Origin of the sequence: Pseudomonas vlassakiae (genome assembly GCF_014269035.2) — a bacterium.
Lineage (GTDB): Bacteria > Pseudomonadota > Gammaproteobacteria > Pseudomonadales > Pseudomonadaceae > Aquipseudomonas > Aquipseudomonas vlassakiae.
Genome location: NZ_JABWRP020000004.1, coordinates 341,896 through 368,002 on the forward strand (window position 1 = coordinate 341,896; position 26,107 = coordinate 368,002).

The window sequence follows — 26,107 nt, forward strand, 5'->3', positions numbered from 1 at the left end:
CTGGCTTGAGGGCAATAGTAGTGAGGCGGGATTATTCTTAAAAATACTGTTTAAGAATGTTTATATAACCAAATTTACGTGATGATCGTGAGGGCGAGAAAATACCTCTGTGGGAGCGGGCGTGCCCGCCCCCACAGGGATCAGTGCTGGGTTTTGGTGCTGTTTTCAGGCTCGCGGATCTTGTACCAGGCTACGTACAGCGCCGGCAGGAACAGCAGCGTCAGCAGGGTCGCGACAATGATCCCGCCAATCATCGCGTAGGCCATCGGCCCCCAGAACACCTCGCGGGCAATCGGGATCATGCCCAGGCTCGCTGCCGCCGCCGTCAGCAGGATGGGGCGACGTCGGTGGTTGGTCGCCTCCACCACCGCATCCCACGGCGAGAGGCCCTGGGCCTCGAACTCGTCGATCTGGGTCACCAGGATCACCGAGTTACGAATGATGATGCCCGCCAAGGCGAGGATGCCGAGGATCGCCACAAAGCCCATCGGCGTGCCCGTCGGCACCAGTGCCAGCACCACGCCGATCAGCCCCAGTGGCGCCACGCTGACCACCAGTAACAGCTTCTGCACGCTGTGCAGCTGGATCATCAGGAAGGTCGCCATGAGGAACAGCATCAACGGGATGACCTTGCGGATCGGTCCCTGGGCCTTCGCGCTCTCCTCCACGGTACCGCCGGTGGCCACTTCGAAGCCCACCGGCAGCTTGCTGGCGAACTCGTCGATCTTCGGCTTGAGCTGGGCCACCAGGTCGGTCGGCTGGATATCGCCGTTGACCGAGGCCTTGATGGTGATGGTCGGCTTGCGGTCACGGCGCCATACCAGCGGCTGCTCCAGTTCGTAACGCACGGTGGCGAACGACAGCAGCGGGATCGAGGTACCGCTGGGCGTGAGAATCTGCAGGTTCTGCAGGGTATCAGGTGAGCCGCGCTCGCTGTCCTCGGCACGGGCGACCACATCGACCAGGTAAATGTTGTCGTTGACCTGGGTGATATCCACGCCGCTGACGATGCTGTTCATGACATTGGCCACGTCCTCCGACGACAACCCCAGCTGACGCGCCTTGTCCTGGGCGATTTCCACCCGCAGCACCTTACCGGGCTCGTTCCAGTCGTAGATCATCTCGCCGATGTGCTCGTTCTGGTCGAGCAAGGTGGCCAGGTCGATGGCATGCTTGCGCACTTCGTCGATATTGGCGCCACTGACCCGGTACTGGATCGGCCTGCCCACCGGCGGGCCCATTTCCAGCGATTGCACGTTGACGCCGATGCCGACGAACTCTTCATGCAGGATCTTCTGCAGCCGCTGCATCATGCCCTGGCGTTCTTCGAAGCCCTTGCTGACGATCACCAGCTGCGCGTAGTACGGGTTCTGCAACTGCTGGTCGAGGGGCAGATAGAAACGAATCGCACCCTGGCCGATGTAGGTGCTCCAGCTCACCATGTCCGGGTCATCCTTGATGCGGGCCTCGAAGCGGTCGACCACCTTGCGGGTTTCCTCGATCGAAGCGTTCTGCGGCAGGTTGAGGTCGACGAGGATTTCCGGACGGTCCGATGACGGGAAGAACTGGTTCTGCACGAAACGCTCGCAAAAGATCGCCAGGGCAAACAGCACGACAGTGCCGATGATGGTCAGCCAGCGGTTGCGCATGCACCACAGCAGGCCATGCTCGAAGGCCCGGCCGACGCGCCCTGGCTCGGCTTCATGGGCCTTGAGCTTGGCGCTGCTGAGAATGTGCACGCCCAGCACCGGGGCGAAGAACACCGCCACCACCCACGAGACCATCAGCGCCACGGCGATCACCGCAAACAGCGTGTAGGTGTATTCACCCGCGGAACTGGCGTTGAGGCCGATGGGCACGAAGCCGGCAACCGTCACCAGGGTACCGGTGAGCATGGGGAACGCCGTCGAGGTATAGGCGAACGTCGCCGCCTGCTCCTTGCTCTCGCCCATTTCCAGCCGTGTGACCATCACCTCGACCGTGATCATGGCGTCATCCACCAGCAAGCCGAGGGCGATGATCAGCGCACCCAGCGAAATCCGCTGCATGGTAATGCCGCTGTATTCCATGAACACGAACACCATCGCCAACACCAGTGGAATCGAACAGGCCACCACCAGGCCAGCGCGCATGCCAAGGCTGACGAAACTCACCGCCAGCACGATCACCACCGCTTCGAACAGCGCGCTGGTGAAGCCGCCTACGGCCTGCTTGACCACCACGGCCTGGTCCGACACGGTGTGCACGCCAACGCCAACCGGCAGGTCCTCTATGACCCGCTCCATGCGTTTTTTCAGCGCCGCGCCAAATACCTGCATGTTGCCGCCGGCCTTCATGCCGATGGCCAGGCCGATGGCGGTCTGGCCGTTGTAACGGAACATCGGTGAGGGTGGGTCGACGTAGCCGCGCTGGATGTCAGCGATGTCGGCCAGGCGGAAGAAACGGTCGTTGATCTTCAGGTTGACCGTCTGCAGGTCCTTTTCCGAAGCGAACTGCCCGGTGGTGCGTACCGAAATGCGCTCGGGACCAGCCTCGATAACCCCGGCCGGGGTCACCGCGTTCTGCGACTGCAGGGCTTGCATGACTTGGCGCTGGTCGATGCCCAGGGCCGCCAGCTTGCGGGTCGAGAAGTTCAGGTACAGCACTTCGTCCTGGGTGCCGACCAGCTCGATCTTGCCGATGTTGGGGACATCGCGCACTTCCGCGCGCGCCTGCTCCACGTAGTCACGCAACTGACGCAGGGTGAGGCCGTCGGCGGTGAAGGCGTAGATCGAACCAAACACGTCGCCGAATTCATCGTTGAACCCAGGCCCCTGGATGCCGGCCGGGAATTCACCGCGGATGTCCTGGATCTTCTTGCGCACCTGGTACCAGATTTGCGGGATGTCCTTGGCCTTGGTGGTGTCGCGCAGATACACGTACACCGTCGACTCGCCCGGGCGGGTATAGCTCTTGGTGTAGTCGAGGGAATCGAGTTCCTCGAGCTTCTTTTCGATGCGGTCGGTGATTTGGTACAGGGTTTCGTCCTGGGTCGCACCCGGCCAGCGGGTCTGAATCACCATGGTCTTGATGGTGAACGAAGGGTCTTCCTCCCGGCCAAGGTTGAAGTACGAGAAAATGCCCATCAGCAGGGCAACGAACATCAGGTACCAGACGAACGATTGATGCTTGAGCGCCCATTCGGACAGGTTGAAGCTTCCTTTCATTGCGCATCCTCGTCGAAGGTGACCTTCTGGCCAGGCTTGAGGCTGTTCACACCCGCCGTCACCACACGCTCGCCCGGCTGCACGCCCGACGCCAGGACGATGCTGTCGGCGGTACGGTCGATCAGGGTGACGTCGCGGGTACCTACGGTTTTCTGCTCGGTGTCGATCACCCAGACCTGAGTCTTGCCATCACGCTCGAGCAAGGCACTGAGCGGCAGCTCGCTGCGCGGGCTCACTTCAGAACTCAGGGTCACGCTGATCGCGGTGCCCAAGTGGAAGGCCGGCGGGGTGCTGGCCAATGTCAGGCGCGCGCGGCGGGTGCGGGTGGTTGCGTCGGCCTGTGGCTCCAGTTCACGCAGGGTGGCGGTGGTGTTGATGGTCGGGTCGAGCTGCGAGGCAACGGTGAAGGTCAGGCCTTTGTTCAATTGCTCGGCGAGGCCGATCGGCAGGTCGATCACCGCTTCCTTCACATCCGGCCGCGCCAGGGTCACCACGGCCTGGCCGGCGGTGACGGTCTGCCCGGCTTCGGCCTGCCAGGCAGTGATGACCGCCGCATGATCAGTGCGCAGGGTGCTGTAGTCGAGCTGGTCGCGGGCCTGGCTGAGCGCCGAGCGCGCCTGCTCCAGTGCGGCGCTGGTGGTTTTCAGGTTGGTCTGGGCGATATCCAGCTGGGCCTGGGCCCCGACGCCGCGGTCAAACAGCTGCTGCTGGCGGCGGGCATCGGCCTGGGCGTTGATCCACTGCGCCTGCACTTTGGCCAGGTCGCCTTCGGCGGCACGCAGCTGGTTCTGCTGGTCGGTGGGGTCGAGCGTGGCCAGGGTATCGCCCGGTTTGACCTGGGCGCCCACATCCAGCCAGCGCCGGGCGATGCGCCCGCCGACCCGGAAGCCCAAGGTGCTTTCGAAGCGCGCTTCGATAAGGCCAGCGAAGCGGCCCAGCTGCGATTGCATCTGTGGTTCCACCTTGACCGACAGCACCGGCCTGATCGGCTCGGGCGCTTGCTCATCGCTACCACAGGCGGCCAGCAGCATGCCGGCCGACAGTATCAGCAGCAGGCGCTTCATAGCTCACCTCCCTGGGACCTGGCATCGACCTTCTGCACCTGCATGCCGGGGTGCAGCAGCTGGCCACCGACCACCACCACGGTTTCACCGGCCTTCAGGCCGCTGGCAACCACGATCTTGCCGGTCAGATAACGGCTGACCTCGACCTTGCGCAGTTCGACCTTGTCGCCCTCGCCCACCACCCAGACTGCTGGCTCATGCAGCGCCTTGGTCAATGCCGACCATGGCAGCTCGACGCTGGGCCGCCCCACCGCATTGGTGCTGGCAGTGACCGGCGCGCCCAACTGCATGTCTGGCGGCACATCCTTCAGCGCCACCTTGACCTGCACGGTGCCGCTTTGCGCGGACACGGTGGGGGTGATTTCACGGACAAAGCCGTGAGCCTGGACCTGGGGGTCATCCAGCAGGCTGACGATGACCCCAGCGTCGCTGGGCGGCGCCACCAGCAGCGATTCGTAGACGTTGAACACCGCATCGCGGTCGCCGTCACGGGCCAGGCTGAAGATCGGCATGGTCGCCTGCACCACCTGGCCCACCTCGGCCTGGCGCTCGGTGATCACGCCATCGGCATCGGACACCAACGCGGTGTAGCTCAGCTGCTCATTGGCATCGGCCAGCTCTGCCTGGGCAGCCTTGAGCGCGCTCTGGTTGCTGCGCAGCGCAGCTTCGGCGGCATCGTATTCGCTCTGGCTGGTGTAGCCCTTGGGCAGCAATTTTTGCTGGCGGACAAAGGCCGCGCTGGCCTGGGTGACCCGCGCTTGCGCCGCGAACACCTCGGCCTTGGCCGAGTCGACATTGTTCTGCAGGTCTTTCGGGTCGAGCCGCGCCAGCACCTGGTTGGCCCTGACGTGATCGCCCACATCGACGCTACGGGAAATGATCTTGCCGCCCACGCGGAACGACAGGTCGGTCTGCACCCGCGCCTGCACGTCGCCCGTCAGGGTGACTCTGGCAGCGAAGTCGGTGGGTGTTACCTGCTGCACGCCGACCCGCGGCAGCGTTTCGGTGGTTTCTTCCTTGCTACAGCCAGCGAGCAGATACAGCAGCCCCAGGCAAACTACCGACAGCGGACGCATCAACGTCATGCAGGCTCCTTGCTTTGCGCGCAAATGATTCTTGGGATGCGACTGTCAGCGTAGTTCAGGGTTCGATAAACGGCACTGATCGGAATCAGCTATGGGAGGCCGTCATGGCATCCAGGTGCCTGACGTGACATTTTCGGCGGCGGTAAGATCGAGCGCCGCGCGGGCGGCGCTCGGTTTCGCAGGCGCTGAAGATATTGTGCCTGGCACCCGACACCCCACAGAACCAAAGCCCTGCAGGGTGCCCTCAAGATCAGGCCGAAGCGGCCACTTGAGTCGGGCGCTTGACCTGCGGCTGCGAGGCGTTGGCCGCCGCACCCTCTTCGATCGCCTGCTGGATCGCCTTGCGCCGACGCTCTTCGGCCTGGCGGCTGAAGAACCAGACAAAGAAGGTCACCAGCGACACCGACAGCAGGATCAGGCTGGCCACGGCGTTGATCTCAGGCTTCACGCCCAGACGCACCGCCGAGAACACCTCCATCGGCAAGGTGGTCGAACCTGGGCCGGACACGAAGCTCGCCAGTACCAGGTCGTCCAGCGACAGGGCGAACGACATCATGCCGCCTGCCGCCAGCGACGGCGCGATCATCGGGATGGTGATCAGGAAGAACACCTTCCACGGCTTGGCTCCCAGGTCCATCGCCGCTTCCTCGATCGACAGGTCCAGCTCGCGCAGGCGTGCCGACACCACCACCGCCACATACGCCGCGCAGAACGTGGTATGCGCGATCCAGATCGTGACGATGCCACGCTCCTGTGGCCAGCCGATCATCTGTGCCATGGCCACGAACAGCAGCAACAGCGACAGACCGGTGATCACTTCGGGCATGACCAGCGGTGCGGTGACCAGGCCGCCGAACAGCGTGCGGCCCTTGAAACGGGTGACCCGGGTCAGCACGAAGGCCGCCAGGGTACCCAGCGCCACCGCAGCCACCGCCGTGTAGCAGGCGATTTCCAGCGAGCGCATCACCGAACCCATCAGCTGGGTGTTGTCGAGCAGGCCGACGTACCACTTCACCGACCAGCCGCCCCAAACCGTCACCAGTTTCGAGGCGTTGAACGAGTAGATCACCAGGATCAGCATTGGCAGGTAGATGAACAGCAAGCCGAGCACCAGCATCAGCTTGGAAAAACTGAAACGCTTCATGCCCTGCCCTCCATTTCTTTGGCCTGGCTGCGGTTGAACAGCAGGATCGGCACGATCAGGATCGCCAGCATCACCACCGCCAGGGCGGATGCCACCGGCCAGTCACGGTTGTTGAAGAATTCCTGCCACAGCACTTTACCGATCATCAGGGTTTCCGGGCCGCCAAGCAGTTCAGGAATGACGAACTCGCCCACCACCGGGATGAACACCAGCATGCAGCCGGCGATGATGCCGTTCTTCGACAGCGGCACGGTGATTTTCCAGAAGCTGTTGAAGGTACTCGACCCCAGGTCGGAAGCCGCTTCGAGCAGGCTCGGGTCGTGCTTCACCAGGTTGGCGAACAGCGGCAGGATCATGAACGGCAGGTACGAATAGACCACACCGATGTATACCGCCAGGTTGGTGTTGAGGATCTGCAATGGCTGATCGATCAAGCCGGTCCACAGCAGGAAGCCGTTGAGCAGCCCGTTGTTGCTGAGGATGCCCATCCAGGCATAGACGCGGATCAGGATCGCAGTCCAGGTCGGCATCATGATCAGCAGCAGCAGGACCGTCTGGGTCTCCTTCTTGGCGTTGGCGATGGCATAGGCCATCGGGTAGCCGATCAGCAGGCACAGCAGGGTGCTGAAGAATGCCATCTTCAACGAGCCCAGGTAGGCCGAGATGTACAGCTCATCCTCGGTCAACAGGCCGTAGTTGGCCAGGTTGAGCACCAACTGGATCTTGTCTTCGACGTAGGTGTAGATCTCGGTATACGGCGGGATCGCCACGTCGGCTTCGGCGAAGCTGATCTTCAAGACGATGAAGAACGGCAGCATGAAGAACAGGAACAGCCAGATGAACGGCACGCCGATCACCAGGTGCCGTCCCTCCGGGATAAGGCGCTGGAAGGCTCGCTTGAGCTTGCGAGGTTTCATGACCGCAGTACCACGCCGCTGTCGTCTTCCCACCACACGTACACTTCATCGCCCCACGTCGGGCGGGCGCCCTGGCGCTCGGTGTTGGCGACGAACGACTGGACGACCTTGCCGCTCGGCAGCTCGACGTAGAACACCGAGTGGCCGCCCAGGTAGGCGATGTCGTGGACCTTGCCACGCGACCAGTTGTGCTCGCAGGTCGGTTGCTGGGAGGTGACCAGCATCTTCTCCGGGCGCAGGGCGTAGGTGATGTGCTTGTCTTCCACCGAGGTGGTGATGCCGTGGCCCACGTAGATCTTGCGCTCCAGCTCCGGGCTGGCAATGATCGCGTGGCCTTCGGCGTCGTCGACCACTTCACCCTCGAACAGGTTGACGTTACCGATGAATTCACACACCAGGCGGCTGGTCGGGGTCTCGTAGATATCCACCGGCGAGCCGATCTGGGCGATCCAGCCCAGATGCATGATGGCGATACGCTGGGCCATGGTCATGGCCTCTTCCTGGTCGTGGGTCACCATCACGCAGGTCACCCCTACGCGCTCGATGATTTCCACCAGTTCCAGCTGCATCTGCGAACGCAGTTTCTTGTCCAGCGCACCCATCGGCTCGTCGAGCAGCAGCAGTTTGGGACGCTTGGCCAGCGAACGGGCCAGAGCCACCCGCTGACGCTGGCCACCGGAGAGCTGGTGTGGTTTGCGCTTGGCGTACTGGGTCATGTGTACCAGCTTCAGCATCTCGGCCACGCGGGCGTCGATCTCAGCCTTGGGCATCTTGTCCTGCTGCAGGCCGAAGGCGATGTTCTGCGCCACGGTCATGTGCGGGAACAGTGCATAGGACTGGAACATCATGTTGATCGGCCGCTCGTACGGCGGCATATCGGTGATGTCGACGCCGTCGAGGTAGATGCGCCCCTCAGTCGGGCGCTCGAAGCCGGCCAGCATACGCAGCAAGGTCGACTTGCCGGAACCGGAGCCACCCAGCAGGGCGAAGATTTCGCCTTTGCGGATTTCCAGGGACACATCGTCCACGGCCACCGTTTCGTCGAACTTTTTTGTAACCCGGTCGATCTTGACCAGCACCTGCTTGGGTTGCTGGCCACCCTCGAGGGCTTTTTTATAGGCACCGGAGGCAACTGCCATGAGTGAAACTCCCAACAAGATTTTTGTGCCCGCGCGGCCTGTATTCCAGGTACCGCTACGGGTCTGGATGATTACTTGCCCGACTTGACCTTGGTCCAGCTACGGGTCATCAGACGCTGCACCTTGGGTGGCAACTCTGAGTTCACGAACATCTTGTCCAGCACTTCCTGCGGTGGGTAAACCGCAGCGTCAGTCCTCACGGCCTGGTCCATCAGGTCGCCAGCCTTTGGGTTCGGGTTGGCGTAACCGACGTAATCACTGACCTGGGCGATAACCTCAGGTTTCAGCAAATAGTTGATGAAGGCATGGGCCTCCTTGACGTTCCTGGCGTCCTTGGGGATCGCCAGCACGTCGAACCAGAGGTTGCCGCCTTCCTTGGGAATGGCGTAGGCCAGGTTCACGCCCTTTTTCGCCTCGATGGCGCGGGACTTGGCCTGGAACACATCACCCGAAAAACCTGCCGCGACGCAGATGTCGCCATTGGCCAGGTCGGTGATGTACTTGGACGAGTGGAAGTAGGTCACGTATGGGCGTACGGCCAGCAGCTTCTGCTCGGCCTTGGCGTAATCCTTGGGGTCGGTGCTGTTGGGATTGAGCCCCATGTAGTTGAGCACCGCCGGGAGCATTTCATCCGCCGAGTCGAGGAAGGCCACACCGCACTTGGAGAGCTTCTTCATGTTCTCGGGTTCGAACAACACGGCCCAGGAGTCGATCTTGTCCACGCCCAGCGTGGCCTTGACCTTGTCGACGTTGTAACCGATGCCGTTGGTGCCCCACAGGTAAGGCACGGCGTACTGGTTGCCGGGGTCGTTCTTTTCCAGGCGCTTCATCAGCGCCGGGTCGAGGTTGGAATAGTTGGGCAGCAGGTGCTTGTCGAGCTTCTGGAACGCGCCCGCCTTGATCTGCTTGCCGAGGAAATGGTTGGACGGCACTACCACGTCATAGCCGGTGTTGCCGGCCAGCAGCTTGCCTTCCAGGGTTTCGTTGGAATCGAAAACATCCTGCACGGGCTTGATGCCGGTTGCTTTCTCGAAGTCCGCAAGGGTGTTCGGGCCAATATAGTCCGACCAGTTGTAGAAGTGCACCGTAGGCGCCGCTTGGACGCTGCATGCCAGCGTCAGGCCCGCTCCAGCCATCAAGGCCTTGCGTAGTACAGAAATAGACAAGTGGGTGGTCCTCACAATCAGTGCCTCGGTGACGGCGTGCTTATCGGTACAAGCGCTGCCGCGCACACAAAACCGGCGCGCAACTTACCTGCGCAGCTTCGTTGCCGCAATCATCAATTGCCATTCACTGGCTCTGGGCCGGGAAACCCCGGCCCAGAGGTCACGCATCGGGGCTTATTTGCCCGATTTGATCTTGGTCCAGCTACGGGTGATGTCACGCTGGACCTTGGCATCCGGTGCAGCGATGGCGTACAGCTGTTTCTTCACTTCAGCTGGCGGATAGATGCTCGGGTCGCTGGTGATGGCCTTGTCGACCAACGGAGTAGCGGCCTCGTTGCCGTTAGGGAAACGCACGGCGTTGGTGATTTCAGCCATGACTTCCGGTTGCATCAGGAAGTCCATGAACTTGTAGGCAGCTTCCTTGTGCTCGGCATCTTTAGGGATGGCGACCATGTCGTAGAAGGTACCGGCACCTTCTTTCGGAATGATGTAGTCCACTTTGACCTTGTCGCCAGCTTCGTGGGCGCGGGCCTTGGCCTGCTCGACGTCACCCGAGTAACCGACGGCTACACAGATGTTGCCGTTGGCCAGGTCGCCGATGTACTTGGACGAGTGGAAATAGGTGATCGAAGGACGGACCTTGAGGAACAGCTCCTCGGCGGCCTTCAGGTCTTCCTTGCTGGTGCTGTTGGTCGGCTTGCCCAGGTAGTGCAGCGCGGCCGGGAGCATTTCGGTCGGGGCATCCAGGAAGCTTACGCCGCAGCTCTTGAGCTTGGCGATGTTCTCAGGCTTGAACACCACGTCCCACGAGTCGATCTTGTCCACGCCCAGCGCGGCCTTGACCTTCTCCGGGTTGTAGCCGATGCCGATCGAGCCCCACATGTACGGGAAGGCGTGCTTGTTGTCCTTGTCGCTGGCATCGCCTACGGCCTTGAGCAGGTCTTTGTCGAGGTTCTTCCAGTTAGGCAGCTTGGAGCGGTCCAGCTCCTCGTAGACACCCGCTTTGATCTGCTTGGCCAGGAAGTTGTTCGACGGCACGACGATGTCGTAGCCCGACTTGCCGGCCAGCAGTTTGGCCTCCAGGGTTTCGTTGCTGTCGAACACGTCGTACTTGACCTTGATACCGGTCTGCTTCTCGAACTTGGCGATGGTGTCCGGAGCGATGTAGTCCGACCAGTTGTAGACGTTCAACACGGTATCGTCAGCGTGAACAGCGGTAGCCATGCCACCCATCAGGGCGGCGGCCAGCAACGTTTTGCCCATTTTATTCATGCGTAGTGCTCCAGAATTTTTATGTTAGCAACTGTCCAGCAGCCAGAACCCACGGTGCAGAGCGCGCGGCGACTGAAACAACCGCTAGTCTGGCAAGTTACAAGGCTCTGTTTCAAGGAAAGCAGGGCCTTGTAACGACTTAATGTCACATCGCTAGCCTAGCAAACGCTTATCGAATCGCTTCCAACGTCAAATCGAGGCATTTGCGCGCCTTTTCCACCAACTCGTCGATCTCTTGATGGCTGATCACCAACGGCGGAGCGATGATCATCGTGTCGCCGACCGCACGCATGATCAGGCCATTCTCGAAGCAGAAGTTTCGGCAGACCATGCCGACGCCCTTGCCCTCGTAACGGCTGCGGGTCGCCTTGTCCTTGACCAGCTCGATCGCGCCGAGCATGCCCAGGCCACGTACCTCGCCAACCAGCGGGTGGTCTTGCAGCTCACGCAAACGCTTTTGCAAATACGGTGCCGCTTCCGTACGCGCCTTCTCGACGATTTTCTCGTCACGCAGGATGCGCAGGTTTTCCAGGCCCACCGCAGCCGCCACCGGGTGGCCGGAATAGGTGAAGCCGTGGTTGAAGTCGCCACCTTCGCTGATCACCTTGGCCACCTTGTCACGCACGATCACGCCGCCCATGGGGATGTAACCAGAGGTCAGGCCCTTGGCAATGGTCATCAGGTCGGGCTTGAGGTCGTAGTAGTCGGAGCCGAACCACTCGCCGGTGCGCCCAAAGCCACAGATCACCTCGTCGGCGATGAACAGGATGTCGTACTTGGCCAGGATCTCCTTGACCTTCGGCCAGTAGGTTTCCGGCGGAATGATTACCCCGCCGGCGCCCTGGATCGGCTCGGCGATGAAGGCGGCGACGTTGTCTTCGCCCACCTCCAGAATCTTTTTCTCGAGCTGCTCGGCCGCCCACACGCCGAAATCGTCGGGGCTCATGTCGCCGCCCTCACCGAACCAGTACGGCTGCGGAATGTGCACGATGCCCGGAATCGGCAGGCCGCCCTGCTCGTGCATGCCGCTCATGCCGCCCAGGCACGCACCCGCGAAGGTGGAGCCGTGGTAACCGTTGATACGGCCAATGATGGTCTGCTTATGCGGCTTGCCCTTCAGCGCCCAGTAATGGCGAACCATGCGCAGCACGGTGTCGTTGCCTTCGGAGCCAGAGCCAGTGAAGAACACATGGGTCATGCCCTCAGGCGCCACGTCGGTGATCGCCTTGGCCAGCTCCAGCGCTGGCGGGTGAGCGGTCTGGAAGAACAGGTTGTAGTACGGCAGCTCGCGCATCTGTTGTTCTGCCGCCTGCACCAGTTCTTCACGGCCATAGCCGACCGCCACGCACCACAGGCCGGCCATGCCGTCGAGGATCTTGTGCCCCTCGCTGTCCCACAAATGCACACCCTGCGCCTTGGTGATGATGCGCGGCCCCTTCGCCTTCAGCTGTTTGTAGTCAGAGAAGGGTGCAAGGTGGTGCTCGCCGCTCAGGGCCTGCCATTCACGGGTTTGCGGGTTGTTGACGCTCATGTGCCTCTCCATTTTCCGGCGGCCGCACCCGCGGCCTCAGGGTTGATCAGACAGCGAACAGCAGGAACTCACGCTCCCAGGAGCTGATGACGCGCTTGAAGTTCTCGTGCTCGGCGCGTTTGGTGGCGACGTAGCCGGTGATGAACTTCTTGCCCAGGTACTGCACCAGCGCACGGCTGTTTTCCATGCGCTCGAGGGCGTCCTCGATGGTCAGCGGCAGGCGCAGGTTGCGGCGCTCGTAGCCACGGCCCTGGACTGGCGCGCTGGCCTCGATGCCCTCGACCATGCCGATGTAGCCGCACAGCAGGCTGGCGGCGATGGCCAGGTAAGGGTTGGCATCGGCGCCTGGCAGGCGGTTCTCGACGCGGCGGTTTTGCGGGCCGGCATCCGGTACGCGCAGGCCGACGGTGCGGTTCTCCTCGCCCCACTCGACGTTCACTGGCGCCGAGGTGTCAGGCAGGAAGCGGCGGAACGAGTTGACGTTGGGGGCGAACAGCGGCAGCGCTTCGGGAATGAACTTCTGCAGGCCACCGATGTGGTGCAGGAACAGTTCGCTCATGCTGCCGTCTTCATTGCTGAAGATGTTCTTGCCGGTAGCCACGTCGATCACGCTCTGGTGCAGGTGCATGGCGCTGCCCGGCTCGCCGGTCATCGGCTTGGCCATGAAGGTCGCGGCCACGTTGTGCTTGAGCGCCGCCTCGCGCATGGTGCGCTTGAACACCAGGATCTGGTCGGCCAGGTGCAGGGCGTCGCCATGACGGAAGTTGATCTCCATCTGCGCCGTGCCGTCTTCGTGGATCAGCGTGTCGAGGTCCAGGCGCTGCAGTTCGCACCAGTCGTAGACGTCTTCGAACAAAGGGTCGAATTCGTTGGCGGCTTCGATCGAGAACGACTGGCGGCCGGTTTCCGGGCGGCCGGAGCGGCCGACCGGCGGCTGCAGCGGGAAGTCCGGGTCTTCGCTGCGCTTGGTCAGGTAGAACTCCATCTCCGGCGCGACGATCGGCTGCCAGCCCTTGTCAGCGTAGAGCTTGAGGACTTTCTTGAGCACGTTGCGCGGCGACAGTTCGACCGGGTTGCCCTTCTTGTCGTAGGTATCGTGGATCACCTGGGCGGTCGGCTCGATGGCCCACGGCACGAGGAACACGGCATCCTGGTCGGGGCGGCAGATCATGTCGATGTCGGCCGGGTCGAGCAGGTCGTAATAAATGTCATCGTCGACATAGTCGCCGGTCACGGTCTGCAGCAGCACGCTCTCGGGCAGGCGCATGCCTTTTTCGGCGATGAATTTGTTGGTCGGCGAGATCTTGCCGCGGGTGATGCCGGTCAGGTCGCTGATCAGGCATTCGACTTCGGTGATCTTGTGCTCTTTCAACCAATCGGTGAGCTGGTCGAGGTTGTTACTCATAAATACCTCAGGAGGTAAGGTGGTCCGCGCCCTGATTCTGGATGGAGTACATTGCTAAAGCAAAAACCCACGCGCAGGCGCACTGTGGATACACTGAGAATGAGCGTGTCCGCAGCGGTTTCAAAGGGCAGATAGACGAGAAGAGCAACGAAAAAGCGTTACGAGGTGTGGTCCGGGTTCGCCAAGCGTCAATTATTGCGACCATGCAGGCCACAGCTTGACTGATGCGTGCGGGAACGGCAGGGATACCCGACTGCACTGCGCAGGCAGCGCGTTCAGGTCGCGACAAGCGGACCATGTGACCCTCGTATTATTGTGTTCTGGGTTGAGTCCGAGCTTAGCCTTGTTAATTTTTTTACACAACACCTCCGTAAAAAATAAAACACGGCTTGTCGGAGATAGCCCTTTGTGAGGGAAATAGCGGATAATGGCACGCCCCGATATGCAGCAAATCTGCCGTCGATGTGCCATTTCGAGGCATCATGGGGTTGGCTTGACATCAGTTTGTCTTTTCGATTGACTGGTCCTGCAAGCCCCCCTTGATTGATATTTTTAACAACAAAGGTGTTGCATCATGTCGGTACCCCCGCGTGCCGTTCAGCTTAACGAAGCGAACGCGTTCCTTAAGGAACATCCTGAGGTTCTCTACGTTGACCTTCTGATTGCAGATATGAATGGTGTGGTGCGTGGCAAGCGCATTGAGCGCACCAGCCTCCACAAGGTTTACGAGAAAGGCATCAACCTGCCTGCCTCCCTCTTCGCCCTGGACATCAACGGTTCCACCGTCGAAAGTACCGGGCTTGGCCTGGACATCGGCGATGCTGACCGCATCTGCTACCCGATCCCCGGCACCCTCTCCAACGAACCCTGGCAGAAGCGCCCGACCGCGCAGCTGCTGATGACCATGCACGAACTCGAAGGCGAACCGTTCTTCGCCGACCCGCGCGAAGTGCTGCGCCAGGTGGTGAGCAAATTCACCGAAATGGGCCTGACCATCTGCGCCGCGTTCGAGCTGGAGTTCTACCTGATCGACCAGGAGAACGTGAATGGCCGTCCGCAGCCGCCACGCTCGCCGATCTCCGGCAAGCGCCCACAGTCGACCCAGGTATACCTGATCGACGACCTCGACGAGTATGCCGACTGCCTGCAGGACATCCTCGAAGGCGCGAAAGAGCAAGGCATTCCGGCTGACGCCATCGTCAAGGAAAGCGCCCCGGCGCAGTTCGAAGTCAACCTGCACCACGTTGCCGACCCGCTCAAGGCCTGTGACTATGCGGTGCTGCTCAAGCGGCTGATCAAGAACATCGCCTACGACCATGAAATGGACACCACTTTCATGGCCAAGCCCTACCCGGGCCAGGCTGGCAACGGCCTGCATGTGCACATTTCCGTGCTGGACAAAGATGGCAACAACATCTTCACCAGCGAGGATCCCGAGCAGAACGCCGCGCTACGTCACGCTGTCGGCGGTGTGCTCGAGACCCTGCCCGCGTCCATGGCCTTCCTCTGCCCGAACGTCAACTCGTATCGCCGTTTCGGTGCACAGTTCTACGTGCCGAACGCACCGAGCTGGGGCCTGGACAACCGCACCGTGGCCCTGCGCGTACCGACCGGTTCGCCGGACGCCGTACGCATCGAGCACCGCGTGGCCGGTGCCGACGCCAACCCGTACCTGATGATGGCTGCCGTGCTGGCTGGCGTGCACCATGGCCTGACCAACCAGATCGAGCCAGGCACGCCCATTGAAGGCAACTCGTACGAGCAACTGGAACAGAGCCTGCCGAACAACCTGCGCGATGCCCTGCGCGAGTTGGACGACAGCGAGATCCTGAACAAGTACATCGATCCGAAGTACATCGATATCTTCGTCGCGTGCAAGGAGAGCGAGCTGGAGGAGTTCGAGCATTCGATCTCCGACCTCGAGTACAACTGGTATCTGCATACCGTGTAAGCAAAGACGCCGCCCACCAGGGCGGCGTCTTTCATTCCGGCCCGCGAACAGGCCGGTGCAGCCTACAAGGATTTCTCGAAAATCTTCGAATTGCGCTGGTAGTTGTACAGCGAAGCTCGCGCCGCCGGCAGGCGCTCGACGCCGCTGGGCGCAAACCCGCGCTCGCGGAACCAGTGCGCCGTGCGCGTAGTGAGCACGAACAAGGTATTCAACCCCAGCTGCCGGGCCCGCCCCTCGATGCGCTCGAGCAGCTCATCACCGCGCCCGCCATGGCGGTATTCCGGGTTCACCGCCAGGCACGCCAATTCACCTGCCTGCGAATCGGCAATCGGATACAGCGCCGCACAGGCGATGATCATGCCTTCGCGCTCGACCACGCTGAATTGCTCGATCTCACGCTCCAATACCTCGCGCGAACGACGAACCAGGATGCCCTGCTCTTCCAGCGGACTGATCAGCTCCAGCAAGCCACCGACATCGTCGATGGTCGCCTCGCGCAGCACTTCGAACTGCTCCTGGGAAACCAGCGTACCGCCACCTTCGCGGGTGAACAGTTCAGTCAGCAACGCACCGTCCTCGGCATAACTGACGATATGGCTGCGCGCCACGCCGCCTTTGCAGGCCTCGGCGGCGGCATCCAGCAACTCGCCCTGATAATCGCTGCCCAGCCGCGCCAGGTGCGGGGCGATCTGTTGCGGGCGCAGTTCACGCACCAGTTTGCCGTTTTCGTCCAGCAGCCCAGGCTCGGCGCCAAACAGCAGCAGCTTGTCGGCGCCCAGCTCGATGGCCGCCCGCGTGGCGACGTCTTCGCAGGCGAGGTTGAAGATTTCCCCGGTGGGCGAGTAGCCCAACGGCGACAGCAGCACGATGGAGCGCTCGTCGAGCAGGCGGCTGATGCCCTTGCGGTCGACCCGACGCACCTCGCCGGTATGGTGGTAGTCCACCCCTTCAAGCACGCCGATCGGCCGTGCGGTGACCAGGTTGCCGGAGGCCACCCGCAGGCGCGAGCCTTGCATCGGCGAGGCGGCGATATCCATCGACAGGCGCGCCTCGATGGCCAGGCGCAGGGCGCCGACAGCGTCGATCACGCAGTCCAGGGTGGCGGCATCGGTAATGCGCATGCCCCGGTGGTAGTGCGGGGTCAGGCCACGATCCGCGAGGCGGCTTTCGATCTGCGGACGCGAACCATGCACCAGCACCAGGCGCACACCCAGGCTGTGCAGCAGCACCAGGTCGTGGACGATATTGCCGAAATTCGGGTGTTCAACCCCATCGCCGGGGAGCATGACAACGAACGTACAATCGCGATGGGCATTGATGTAGGGGGAGGCATGACGCAGCCAGTTGACGTATTCGGGCATGACAGGGCCTGTGGATAAAGGGGACGGAGAACGGTGGATGACACGGCGTTCAGGATCATCGTCGGAACAGGCTTGCGGTCACGCGCGGTCTCCTCTAGGCAAGAACGAATCGACAAGGTGTTCGTTTAGGACAGGCAGTAATGCCGTATCAGGTCACGCAATAGACGCACGGTAGGCTCGATTCGTGACATTTCAAGGTACTCGCCAGGCTGGTGGGCGCAGGCGATGTCGCCCGGGCCCAGGACGATGGTCTGGCAACCCAGCTGCTGAAGATAAGGCGCTTCGGTACCGAACGCCACCGCTTCGGCGCGATGGCCGGTGAGGCGCTCGGCCACTTGCACCAGCTCGGCATCGGCGGCCTGCTCGAAAGGCGGCACCTCAGGGAACAGCGGCGCATAGTCGATACGCACCTCATGGCGCTCCGCCACCGGCTGCAGCTTGCCGCGAATGGCGGCGCGCAGCTGCTCCACGTGCATGCCAGGCAGCGGGCGCAGGTCGAATTCCAGGGCGCACTGGCCACAGATGCGGTTGGGGTTGTCACCACCATGGATACAACCAAAGTTCAGGGTTGGCGTAGGCACGGTGAACTGCGGGTTGCTGAAGGTTGCCTGCCACTGCCGGCGCAGGCTCATCAACTCGCCCATCACGTCGTGCATGGCCTCCATCGCGCTGTGGCCCAGGCTCGGGTCGGACGAATGCCCGCTGCGCCCGAGGATGTCGATGCGGTCCATGAGGATGCCCTTGTGCATGCGGATCGGCCGCAAGCCCGTGGGCTCGCCGATCACCGCTGCGCGGCCGAGCGGCTGGCCAGCGGCAGCCAGGGCGCGAGCGCCGGACATGGAGCTTTCTTCATCGCAGGTGGCTAGGACCAGCAGTGGCTGCTTGAAGTCGTGCTCCAGCAGCGGGATTACCGCTTCGATGATCAAGGCAAAAAAGCCTTTCATGTCGCAACTACCCAGGCCGACCCAACGGCCATCGGCCTCGGTGAGCTTGAGCGGATCGCTGGACCACAGCTGTTCGTCATAAGGGACCGTGTCGCTATGGCCGGCCAGCACCAGGCCACCAGGGCCGCTACCGCGGCTAGCCAACAGGTTGAACTTGCCAGGGCTGACCTGCTGGATGTCACAACGGAAGCCCAGATCGCCCAGCCAACCGGCCAGCAGGTCGATGACCTGGCGGTTGGACTGGTCCAGGGCGGCTTGGGTGCAACTGACCGAGGGCGCGGCGATCAAGGCGGCAAACTGGTCTTTCAACGTCGGCAACGGCATGCGCATACTCCTCGGAAGCGTTGCCCATCATAGGACTATCCGCCGTCTGGAATAAACCGTTGGCGGCCGACTCCTGTAGACTGCCCTGCAACGACGCCCCTCCTTCGAGCCTGTGATGCACAAAGAAACCGAACTCAAGCTCCGCGCCAGCCGCGATACCCTGGCCGCCCTGCGTGAACACCCCCTGCTGAAAAAGCGCAACAAGTCCGGCTGGCAGACCCGCGAGCTGCTGAATCAGTACTTCGACACCCCCGAGCGCGACCTCTCCGCCGCCCGTGTCGCCCTGCGCCTGCGCCGCGACGGCGAGGAGGTCATCCAGACCCTGAAGTGCCGCGGCCAGAGCGTCGCCGGGCTGTCCGAACGCAACGAATACGAATGGCACCTGGACAAGGTCAAGCTCGACCTGAAAAAACTCGACGCCACCTGCTGGCCCGAGCAGCTGGCCGAGCTGGACAAAAAAACCATCAAGCCGCTGTTCACCACCGACTTCACCCGCGAATACGCTGAAATCAGCTGGGGCCGCGGCAAGAGCAAGGTGGTGATCGAAGCGGCGCTGGACCAGGGCTTCGTGATTGCTGGCAAGCGCAAGGAAGCGATCTGCGAGGTGGAGCTGGAGCTGCGCGAAGGCGCCCCTGAAGCGCTGCTGGAGCTGGCCGCCGAACTGGCCGCAAGCTTGCCACTGATGCCGTGCGACATCAGCAAGGCCGAACGCGGCTACCGCCTGCTGGAGCCGGACAGCTACGAGCTGGGCCTGCCGGCGACCGAGCTGAGCCCCGAAATGGCCGTGGACGATGCCTTCACCGCGCTCGCCTGGCAATTGCTGGGCAGCAGCCAGCGCCTGGCCGAACAGTACCGCCACAATGGCCACTGGCGCCTGCTGCAAGACTGGGTGCAGTGCCTGGCCGAACTGCGCGCACTGGTTGCCAGCCTGGGCCAGGCCGCGCCACGCGCCACCACCCGCGAACTGCGCGCCAGCCTCGATGCGCTGCTGGAAGACTGGCGCCCGCTGGTGCAGGCCGGCAATGACGACGAAGACATCCGCCGTGCGGCGCCAGAGCAGTTCAGCGACGAACTCGAAGACGTACGCTGGGGCCAGTTCTCCCTGGAAACTTCGCGTTGGCTGCTGGCCCGTGCCTGGACCGTGGAGCGCAAGGGCCGTGGCGAGCGCCAGGGCAAGGCGCAGCTGGCCAGCTGGCTGGCGCACCTGCTGGGCGAAGAAGGCCGCTCGCTGAAGCTGCCGCTGTATACCCAGCGCCCGGAAGACCTGGCCGAGCAGCTGCCGCGTATCGAACAGCTGCTGGCCTGGCTGCACCATGCCCGCCAGGTGCTCGAAGCGCCGCAAATGGACCGGCTTTATGGCGACCTGAAAAAACTGCACGAGCTGGCGGAACTGCCGATCAGCGATGAAGTGCTGGAAGCGCGGATCGAGCAGGCTCGGGCTGTAGATCAAAGCCGGGGCTGGAAGCACCTGCTCAAGGCTTGATTCGCTTCGCGGATAAATCCGCTCCTGCAGGCCCTGCGCAGCATTCAGGCTTCGTGCAATTCCTGTGGGAGCGGGCGAGCCCGCGAAGGCCTCACCTCGAGAGTGGCAAGCTGATAGTAGACTTGATCTCCGACAGCGCCACGATCGAGTTCACTTCCTGGATCCCTGGCACGTTCGATAGCTTTTCGAAGAAGAAGCGTTCATAAGCCTCGATATCCGCAGTAACGATACGCAGCAAAAAGTCCACCGCCCCCATCAGCACATAGCACTCCAGCACTTCCGGAAAGCCGCGGATCGCCTCGGTGAACTCGGCGAAGTTGGAACGGCCGTGGGCGTTCAGTTTCACCTCGGCGAAGATCTGCGTATTAAGGCCGACCTTCTTGCGATCCAGCAGGGTCACCTGCCCTCGGATTACACCCTCCTCTTTCAACCGTTGAATCCTGCGCCAGCAGGGGGACTGTGACAGCCCTACGCGATCGGCGATCTGCGCACTGGACAGCGATGCATCCTCTTGCAGGAGTTCGAGAATGCGTCGGTCATAGGCATCCAGTTCGCCTTGCATGAATAATTCTCCAAACCACACTTATTCGAATTGAACGATCGGTAGCACACGGGATTTGATGGAATCATAGCGAAAAAATACCGGCCTGGACGTGCAAAAATTTCTCCCATATTTGCGGAGACCAGCATGAACGCACTCGAACGCCCACAGCCCCGCTGCGATGCCTGGGCCGCCAACGCCAGCCACAGCAACGTACGCTATCGCCTGCAGGCCGAAGCCGAGCCGGATACCCTGTGCCGGGTGCTCAACTTGTTTGCCTTGCAGTTCCTCACGCCGCACACGGTGCATGTCCGCCAGCAGGATGACTGGCTCGATATCGAAGTCGGTATCGGCGGGCTGAGCTGGCATCGGGCGGAGGTGATTGCACAAAAACTGCGCAACCTGGTGTGCGTCGCGGACGTGAGCCTGGAAAACCTGGCGCGCCTGGAGCTGGCGGTGATCTGACCTCCGGTGGCGCAAAATCCTGAAAACCTTTGCCGCGCCTCGCCCAGCCTGGCCCGGCTAGCCTTGCATCAGGATCCCCGAAGGTACGGACGCCGTTATGTTCCTCCCCAACGAGCAACCCCTCGACCTCAAAAGCCTGCTGGATGCCTTGCAAGCCGACCAGCACCTGAACGCCAACGATTGCTGCCAGGTTCGCGAACAGGCCTCTCGCTACACTGCTCACCACCCGCTTGAAACCATCGCGGCCGCGGGCCTGGAAGACCGCAGTCAGCCCGGCCAATGGCTGAATCTTGACACCCTCTGCCAGTGGTTGGCGCGAAAGGTCGGCCAGCCTTACCTGCGCCTCGACCCCATGCAACTCGACCTGACCCAGGTCAATGGCCTGATCTCACCGGCCTTCGCGCAACGCCACGGCATCCTGATCGTGGCCAACGACGCCAACGCCATCACCGTGGCCAGCGCTGAGCCCTGTCAACAGCTGTGGCAGGCCGACCTGGCGCGCAGCCTGGGCAAGCCAATCCGCCGCGTACTGGCCAGCCCGCTGCAACTCCGCCAACTGGGCCAGTCGCTGTTTCGCCTGGCGCACTCGGTACAAGGTGCGCAGCACCAGCAAGCCGCCAGCCTGGGCGAGCTGGAGCATTTGCTTGAACTCGGCAAGCGTCAGGCGCAGGCCACCGCAGACGACGCGCACATCGTGCATATCGTCGACTGGCTGCTGCAGTACGCCATCGAGCAACGCGCCAGCGATATCCATCTGGAGCCGCGTCGCGAACAAGGCCATCTGCGCTACCGCATCGACGGGCTGCTGCACACGGTCTACACCTTTCCGGCCAACGTCACGCTCGCCGTGGTCAGCCGCCTGAAACACCTGGGCCGCATGGATGTTGCGGAAAAGCGCCGGCCGCAGGATGGCCGGGTAAAGAGCAGCCTGCCAGGCGGTAGCGAGGTGGAGCTGCGCCTTTCGACACTGCCTACACCCTTTGGTGAAAAGCTGGTGCTGCGCTTGTTCGACCCTCGGCAATTGCAGGAAAACTTCGACCAGTTGGGCCTGGAGGGCGAACAACTGGCCCAGTGGCAAACACTGCTGCAGCGCCGCCAGGGCATCCTGCTGGTCACCGGGCCTACCGGCTCCGGCAAAACCAGCACGCTGTACGCCAGCCTCAAGCAACTGGCTACGCCACAGGTCAATCTGTGCACCATCGAAGACCCGATCGAGCGGCTGGAGCCGGCGTTCAACCAGTTGCAGGTGCAGCCTGCCCTGGGCCTGGGTTTTGCCGATGGCGTGCGCGCGCTGCTGCGCCAGGACCCGGACATCATCATGATCGGCGAAATTCGCGACCGCGAGACTGCACTGGTGGCCGTTCAGGCTGCGCTCACCGGGCATCTGGTGCTTTCGACCCTGCACACCAATGACACGTGTAGCGCCATTACCCGCCTGCTGGAGCTGGGCGTGGCCGACTACCTGATCCGCGCGACCCTGGGCGGAATCATGGCCCAACGCCTGGTGCGCTTGTTGTGCGACACGTGCCAGGGCCTCCCATCGAGCGATCCGTGCCAGGGCTGTCGGGGTACCGGCTACCGTGGCCGCACAGGCTTGTTCGAATTGTTGATCCCGAGCGAGAGCCTGCGTGCACGGATAAGCGCCAGCACCGACCTGGCAGAACTGCAACGCCAGGCTCTAGCCGACGGGTTACAGGATTTACGCAGCTGCGGGGAGGCGAAAGCGGCCCGTGGGCTGACCCGTCCCGAGGAGGTATTGCGGGTCTGCTCTTGAGCAAAAAACCCATGTATTCAAGGAACTTGCGCCCGTTTCTCTGGATCAAAGCGGCCATCCCCCAACCCTCACCCTTCGAGGTGTTTCATCATGCGTCTCAAAACCGCCATTGCAGCGGCTGCCCTGCTTTCGCTGCCCGTTGGCTCTGCCATGGCCGATACCTTCTGGCGTAACGTAATGACCTCCGGCGCGACCACCGCGTCGAGCTATATCACTTCGCACGATCACAAGCTGGTACTCGCGGCGCAGGATGACGCCGGCAGCTTCGTCGCCAGCGAGGGCGCAATCCGCGGGCCGTTCCTGGAGCAGGCGCTGCAGCAGGTGCGCGCTGAAAACCCAGGCCTTGAGGCCTCTGACATGGATCTGGCCAACGCCATCCTGGCCAAGAACGCGGTAGCCGAATAACCGCGCCGCCTGCTTCGCGGGTTTACCCGCGAAGAGGCCTACGCCGATCCTGTGCCTTACCGGTAAGCCTCTACCGGCACGCAAGCACAGAACAGATTCCTGTCCCCATACACATTGTCGACCCGGTTCACCGCTGGCCAGTACTTGTGCAAGCGCACGTGGGCACTGGGCGCAATCGCCTGTTCCAGGCTGTAAGGCCGGTTCCAGGGTGCCAATACATCGGCCAGGGTGTGTGGCGCATGCTTGAGCGGATTGTCCTCTGCCGGCCAGTTACCCTCCTGCACCTCGGCAATCTCTGCCCGAATCGCCAACATCGCGTCGACAAACCGGTCCAGCTCGGCCTTCGATTCGCTTTCCGTGGGCTCAACCATCAAGGTTCCCGGCACCGGGAACGACATGGTCGGGGCATGGAAGCCATAGTCCATCAGGCGTTTGGCGACGTCCTCCTCGGTGATGCCGGTCTGCGCCTTGAGCGGCCGCAGGTCGAGAATGCACTCATGGGCTACGCGCTGATTGCGCCCGCGATACAGCACCGGGAACGCGCCACCGAGCTGGCTGGCTAGGTAGTTGGCCGAGAGGATCGCCACCTCGCTGGCATCGGCAAGCTGTGGGCCCATCATGGCGATATACATCCAGCTGATCGGCAGGATGCTCGCACTGCCCCAGGGCGCGGCGCTGACTGCAGTGTTGTTCGGGTCCAGCCCCGGCACCGGGACGACCGGATGGCTGGCGACAAACGGCTTCAGATGAGCACGAATGCCAATCGGCCCCATGCCTGGGCCACCACCGCCATGGGGGATGCAGAACGTCTTGTGCAGGTTCATGTGCGAAACATCGGCGCCAATGTCCGCCGGCCGCGCCAGACCGACCTGAGCGTTGAGGTTGGCGCCATCCATGTACACCTGGCCACCGTGCTGGTGAATTACCTCGCAGATTTCGCGGATGCCCTCTTCATACACACCATGGGTCGAGGGATAGGTGATCATCAGGCACGACAGCCTGGCCCCGGCGGCATGGGCCTTGGCCTTGAGGTCTTCGAGGTCGACGTTGCCAGCATCGTCGCAATCGACGATCACCACCTCCATGCCAGCCATCTGCGCCGAGGCTGGATTGGTGCCGTGGGCCGACGATGGAATCAGGCAAAGCGTGCGCTGGGGCTCATGGCGGCTGCGGTGATAACGGGTGATGGCCATGAGCCCGGCGTATTCACCTTGGGCGCCGGAGTTGGGTTGCATGCAGATGGCGTCGAAGCCGGTAATCGCGCACAACCAGCCTTCCAGCTCATCGATCATCGCCTTGTAGCCCATGGCCTGCGCGGCGGGGGCAAAAGGGTGCAGCTGGGCGAAGGCAGGCCAGGTGATGGGAATCATCTCGCTGGTGGCATTGAGTTTCATGGTGCAGGAGCCGAGCGGGATCATCGACTGGTTCAGCGCCAGGTCCTTGCTTTCCAACTGCTTGAGGTAGCGCAGCATCTCGGTTTCGCTGTGATGCAGGTTGAACACCGGGTGGCTGAGGAATGGCGTGCGTCGCACCAGCGCAGCGGGAATGCCTTCGGGCAGCGCCTGCTGGTCGAGCGCGGCGATGTCCAGGCCGTGATCGACGCCCAGGAAAATGTCGAGCAGCCGCTGCACGGTGGCTTCGTTGCAGGTTTCGTCCAGGCTCACACCCAGATGGCCGCGCCCCAGGATGCGCAGGTTGATGCGCGCAGCCTCGGCGCTTTCAATGATCGCTGCCTGGGCGCCACCGACATCGAGGGTCAGGGTGTCGAAAAAGTGCTGGTTGAGGCGCTTGATGCCTTTGGCCTCAAGGCCTGCGGCTAGCACAAAGGTCAACCGGTGCACCCGCTGGGCAATGCGCTGCAGGCCTTCCGGGCCGTGATACACCGCGTAGAAGCCAGCGATATTGGCCAGCAGCACCTGAGCGGTGCAGATGTTGGAGTTGGCCTTTTCGCGGCGGATATGCTGCTCTCGCGTCTGCAGGGCCATGCGCAGTGCCGTGTTGCCACGCGCATCGCGGGACACGCCGATGATGCGCCCGGGCATCGCTCGCTTGTACTCGTCACGGCAGGCGAAGTAGGCCGCGTGCGGACCTCCGTAGCCCATCGGTACGCCAAAACGTTGGGTCGAACCCAGCACCACATCGGCACCCAGCTCGCCGGGCGGTGTCAGCAGCACCAGGCTGAGCAGGTCGGCAGCGACGCAGGCCAAGGCCTGCTGGCTGTGCAACTGGTCGATCAGCGGGCGCAGGTCGCGCACCTCGCCGTGGGTATCCGGGTATTGCAGCAAGGCACCGAAGACCTGGTGCCTGGCGAGGTTATCCACCGCGTCGATGATCAACTGGAAACCAAACCCTTCGGCGCGGGTTTTCAGCACCGACAAGGTCTGTGGATGGCAATGCTCATCGGCAAAGAACGCGTTGCTCTTGTTGCGCGCCACTCGCTTGGCCAGGGCCATGGCTTCGGCAGCTGCCGTGGCCTCGTCGAGCAATGACGCGTTGGCCAGCGCCAGGCCAGTGAGGTCGATGACCATCTGCTGGAAGTTGAGCAGCGCCTCCAGGCGGCCTTGGGCGATTTCGGGCTGATAGGGCGTGTACGCGGTGTACCAGCCGGGGTTTTCCAGCACATTGCGCAGGATGACCGTAGGCGTGACGGTGCCGTGGTAGCCCATGCCGATGAGGCTGGTCCACACCTGGTTCTGCTCGGCGAAGCCGGCGAGCCTGGCCAACGCAGCCTGTTCATCGAGGGCCGGTGGCAGGTCAAGGGCGCGGTTGAAGCGGATGCCAGGCGGCACAGTCTGCTCGATCAGCTCACTGCGGCTGTCGAGGCCAAGGGTGCTGAGCATTGCTTGCTGCTCCGAGGCATCGGGCCCCAGATGGCGGCGCAGGAAAGGGTTGAGCTCTTGCAGTTGATGCAGGGATGGCGACTGGGACAT

The 26,107-nt window shown here is 62.4% G+C and carries 19 protein-coding genes; 5 read left to right on the forward strand and 14 right to left on the reverse strand.

Annotated features, from left to right (window positions below):
- Nucleotides 1-140 precede the first annotated feature (140 nt).
- The 10 genes from HU738_RS07780 to HU738_RS07825 form a co-directional block, all read right to left on the reverse strand.
- Entirely contained in the window at nucleotides 141-3,206 is a 3,066-nt protein-coding gene (locus tag HU738_RS07780; protein WP_186601911.1) for an efflux RND transporter permease subunit, read from the reverse strand.
- Nucleotides 3,203-4,270, reverse strand: a complete 1,068-nt coding sequence (locus tag HU738_RS07785) for an efflux RND transporter periplasmic adaptor subunit (protein WP_176507562.1) — start codon at nucleotides 4,268-4,270, stop codon at nucleotides 3,203-3,205. The genes HU738_RS07780 and HU738_RS07785 overlap by 4 nt, the downstream gene beginning before the upstream one ends.
- Nucleotides 4,267-5,355, reverse strand: a complete 1,089-nt coding sequence (locus HU738_RS07790) for an efflux RND transporter periplasmic adaptor subunit (RefSeq protein WP_186601913.1) — start codon at nucleotides 5,353-5,355, stop codon at nucleotides 4,267-4,269. The genes HU738_RS07785 and HU738_RS07790 overlap by 4 nt, the downstream gene beginning before the upstream one ends.
- A gap of 250 nt (nucleotides 5,356-5,605) precedes the next feature.
- Complete coding sequence (locus HU738_RS07795; RefSeq protein ID WP_054885467.1) at nucleotides 5,606-6,499, reverse strand: ABC transporter permease subunit; 894 nt, start codon at nucleotides 6,497-6,499, stop codon at nucleotides 5,606-5,608.
- Nucleotides 6,496-7,377, reverse strand: a complete 882-nt coding sequence (locus HU738_RS07800; protein WP_176507617.1) for an ABC transporter permease subunit — start codon at nucleotides 7,375-7,377, stop codon at nucleotides 6,496-6,498. Before HU738_RS07800 ends, HU738_RS07795 begins: the two co-directional genes overlap by 4 nt.
- A 35-nt stretch (nucleotides 7,378-7,412) precedes the next feature.
- Entirely contained in the window at nucleotides 7,413-8,555 is a 1,143-nt protein-coding gene (locus tag HU738_RS07805; protein WP_186601915.1) for an ABC transporter ATP-binding protein, read from the reverse strand.
- Nucleotides 8,556-8,626: 71 nt separating this feature from the next.
- Nucleotides 8,627-9,721, reverse strand: coding sequence for a polyamine ABC transporter substrate-binding protein (locus tag HU738_RS07810; RefSeq protein ID WP_176507559.1), 1,095 nt, complete (start codon nucleotides 9,719-9,721; stop codon nucleotides 8,627-8,629).
- A 174-nt stretch (nucleotides 9,722-9,895) separates the two neighbouring features.
- A complete protein-coding gene (locus HU738_RS07815; protein WP_176507558.1) occupies nucleotides 9,896-10,993 on the reverse strand; it encodes a polyamine ABC transporter substrate-binding protein in 1,098 nt (365 codons plus the stop codon).
- Between the two features lie 169 nt (nucleotides 10,994-11,162).
- Nucleotides 11,163-12,524 (reverse strand): aspartate aminotransferase family protein, encoded by a 1,362-nt coding sequence (locus tag HU738_RS07820; RefSeq protein ID WP_186601917.1) that lies wholly within the window; start codon nucleotides 12,522-12,524, stop codon nucleotides 11,163-11,165.
- A 46-nt stretch (nucleotides 12,525-12,570) separates the two neighbouring features.
- Nucleotides 12,571-13,929 (reverse strand): glutamine synthetase family protein, encoded by a 1,359-nt coding sequence (locus HU738_RS07825; RefSeq protein ID WP_176507556.1) that lies wholly within the window; start codon nucleotides 13,927-13,929, stop codon nucleotides 12,571-12,573.
- A gap of 574 nt (nucleotides 13,930-14,503) precedes the next feature.
- Between HU738_RS07825 and HU738_RS07830 the strand changes: the two genes are divergently transcribed.
- Nucleotides 14,504-15,880, forward strand: coding sequence for a glutamine synthetase family protein (locus tag HU738_RS07830; RefSeq protein WP_186601919.1), 1,377 nt, complete (start codon nucleotides 14,504-14,506; stop codon nucleotides 15,878-15,880).
- Between the two features lie 62 nt (nucleotides 15,881-15,942).
- Here the strand turns inward: HU738_RS07830 and argA are convergent, their stop codons facing one another.
- Complete coding sequence (gene argA / locus HU738_RS07835; RefSeq protein WP_186601921.1) at nucleotides 15,943-17,241, reverse strand: amino-acid N-acetyltransferase; 1,299 nt, start codon at nucleotides 17,239-17,241, stop codon at nucleotides 15,943-15,945.
- A gap of 125 nt (nucleotides 17,242-17,366) precedes the next feature.
- Nucleotides 17,367-18,509 carry an acetylornithine deacetylase gene (gene argE / locus HU738_RS07840; RefSeq protein ID WP_186601923.1) on the reverse strand — a complete coding sequence of 381 codons (1,143 nt, stop codon included), beginning with the start codon at nucleotides 18,507-18,509 and terminating at the stop codon, nucleotides 17,367-17,369.
- A gap of 115 nt (nucleotides 18,510-18,624) precedes the next feature.
- On the opposite strand from argE, the gene HU738_RS07845 reads away from it, so the two are divergent.
- Nucleotides 18,625-19,992, forward strand: coding sequence for a CYTH domain-containing protein (locus tag HU738_RS07845; RefSeq protein ID WP_186601925.1), 1,368 nt, complete (start codon nucleotides 18,625-18,627; stop codon nucleotides 19,990-19,992).
- A 91-nt stretch (nucleotides 19,993-20,083) separates the two neighbouring features.
- On the opposite strand, the gene HU738_RS07850 is transcribed toward HU738_RS07845, so the two are convergent.
- Nucleotides 20,084-20,554: an Lrp/AsnC family transcriptional regulator gene (locus HU738_RS07850; protein WP_186601926.1), complete on the reverse strand. Its 471-nt coding sequence runs from the start codon at nucleotides 20,552-20,554 to the stop codon at nucleotides 20,084-20,086.
- A gap of 126 nt (nucleotides 20,555-20,680) precedes the next feature.
- On the opposite strand from HU738_RS07850, the gene HU738_RS07855 reads away from it, so the two are divergent.
- From HU738_RS07855 to HU738_RS07865, 3 genes are all read left to right on the forward strand, one after another.
- Nucleotides 20,681-20,998: an ACT-like domain-containing protein gene (locus HU738_RS07855; protein WP_186601927.1), complete on the forward strand. Its 318-nt coding sequence runs from the start codon at nucleotides 20,681-20,683 to the stop codon at nucleotides 20,996-20,998.
- Between the two features lie 97 nt (nucleotides 20,999-21,095).
- Nucleotides 21,096-22,772, forward strand: a complete 1,677-nt coding sequence (locus HU738_RS07860; RefSeq protein ID WP_186601928.1) for a GspE/PulE family protein — start codon at nucleotides 21,096-21,098, stop codon at nucleotides 22,770-22,772.
- A 90-nt stretch (nucleotides 22,773-22,862) separates the two neighbouring features.
- Complete coding sequence (locus HU738_RS07865; RefSeq protein ID WP_060513227.1) at nucleotides 22,863-23,177, forward strand: DUF2388 domain-containing protein; 315 nt, start codon at nucleotides 22,863-22,865, stop codon at nucleotides 23,175-23,177.
- Nucleotides 23,178-23,233: 56 nt separating this feature from the next.
- Here HU738_RS07865 and gcvP read toward each other — a convergent pair whose 3' ends face one another.
- Nucleotides 23,234-26,107: an aminomethyl-transferring glycine dehydrogenase gene (gcvP, locus tag HU738_RS07870; RefSeq protein ID WP_186601929.1), complete on the reverse strand. Its 2,874-nt coding sequence runs from the start codon at nucleotides 26,105-26,107 to the stop codon at nucleotides 23,234-23,236.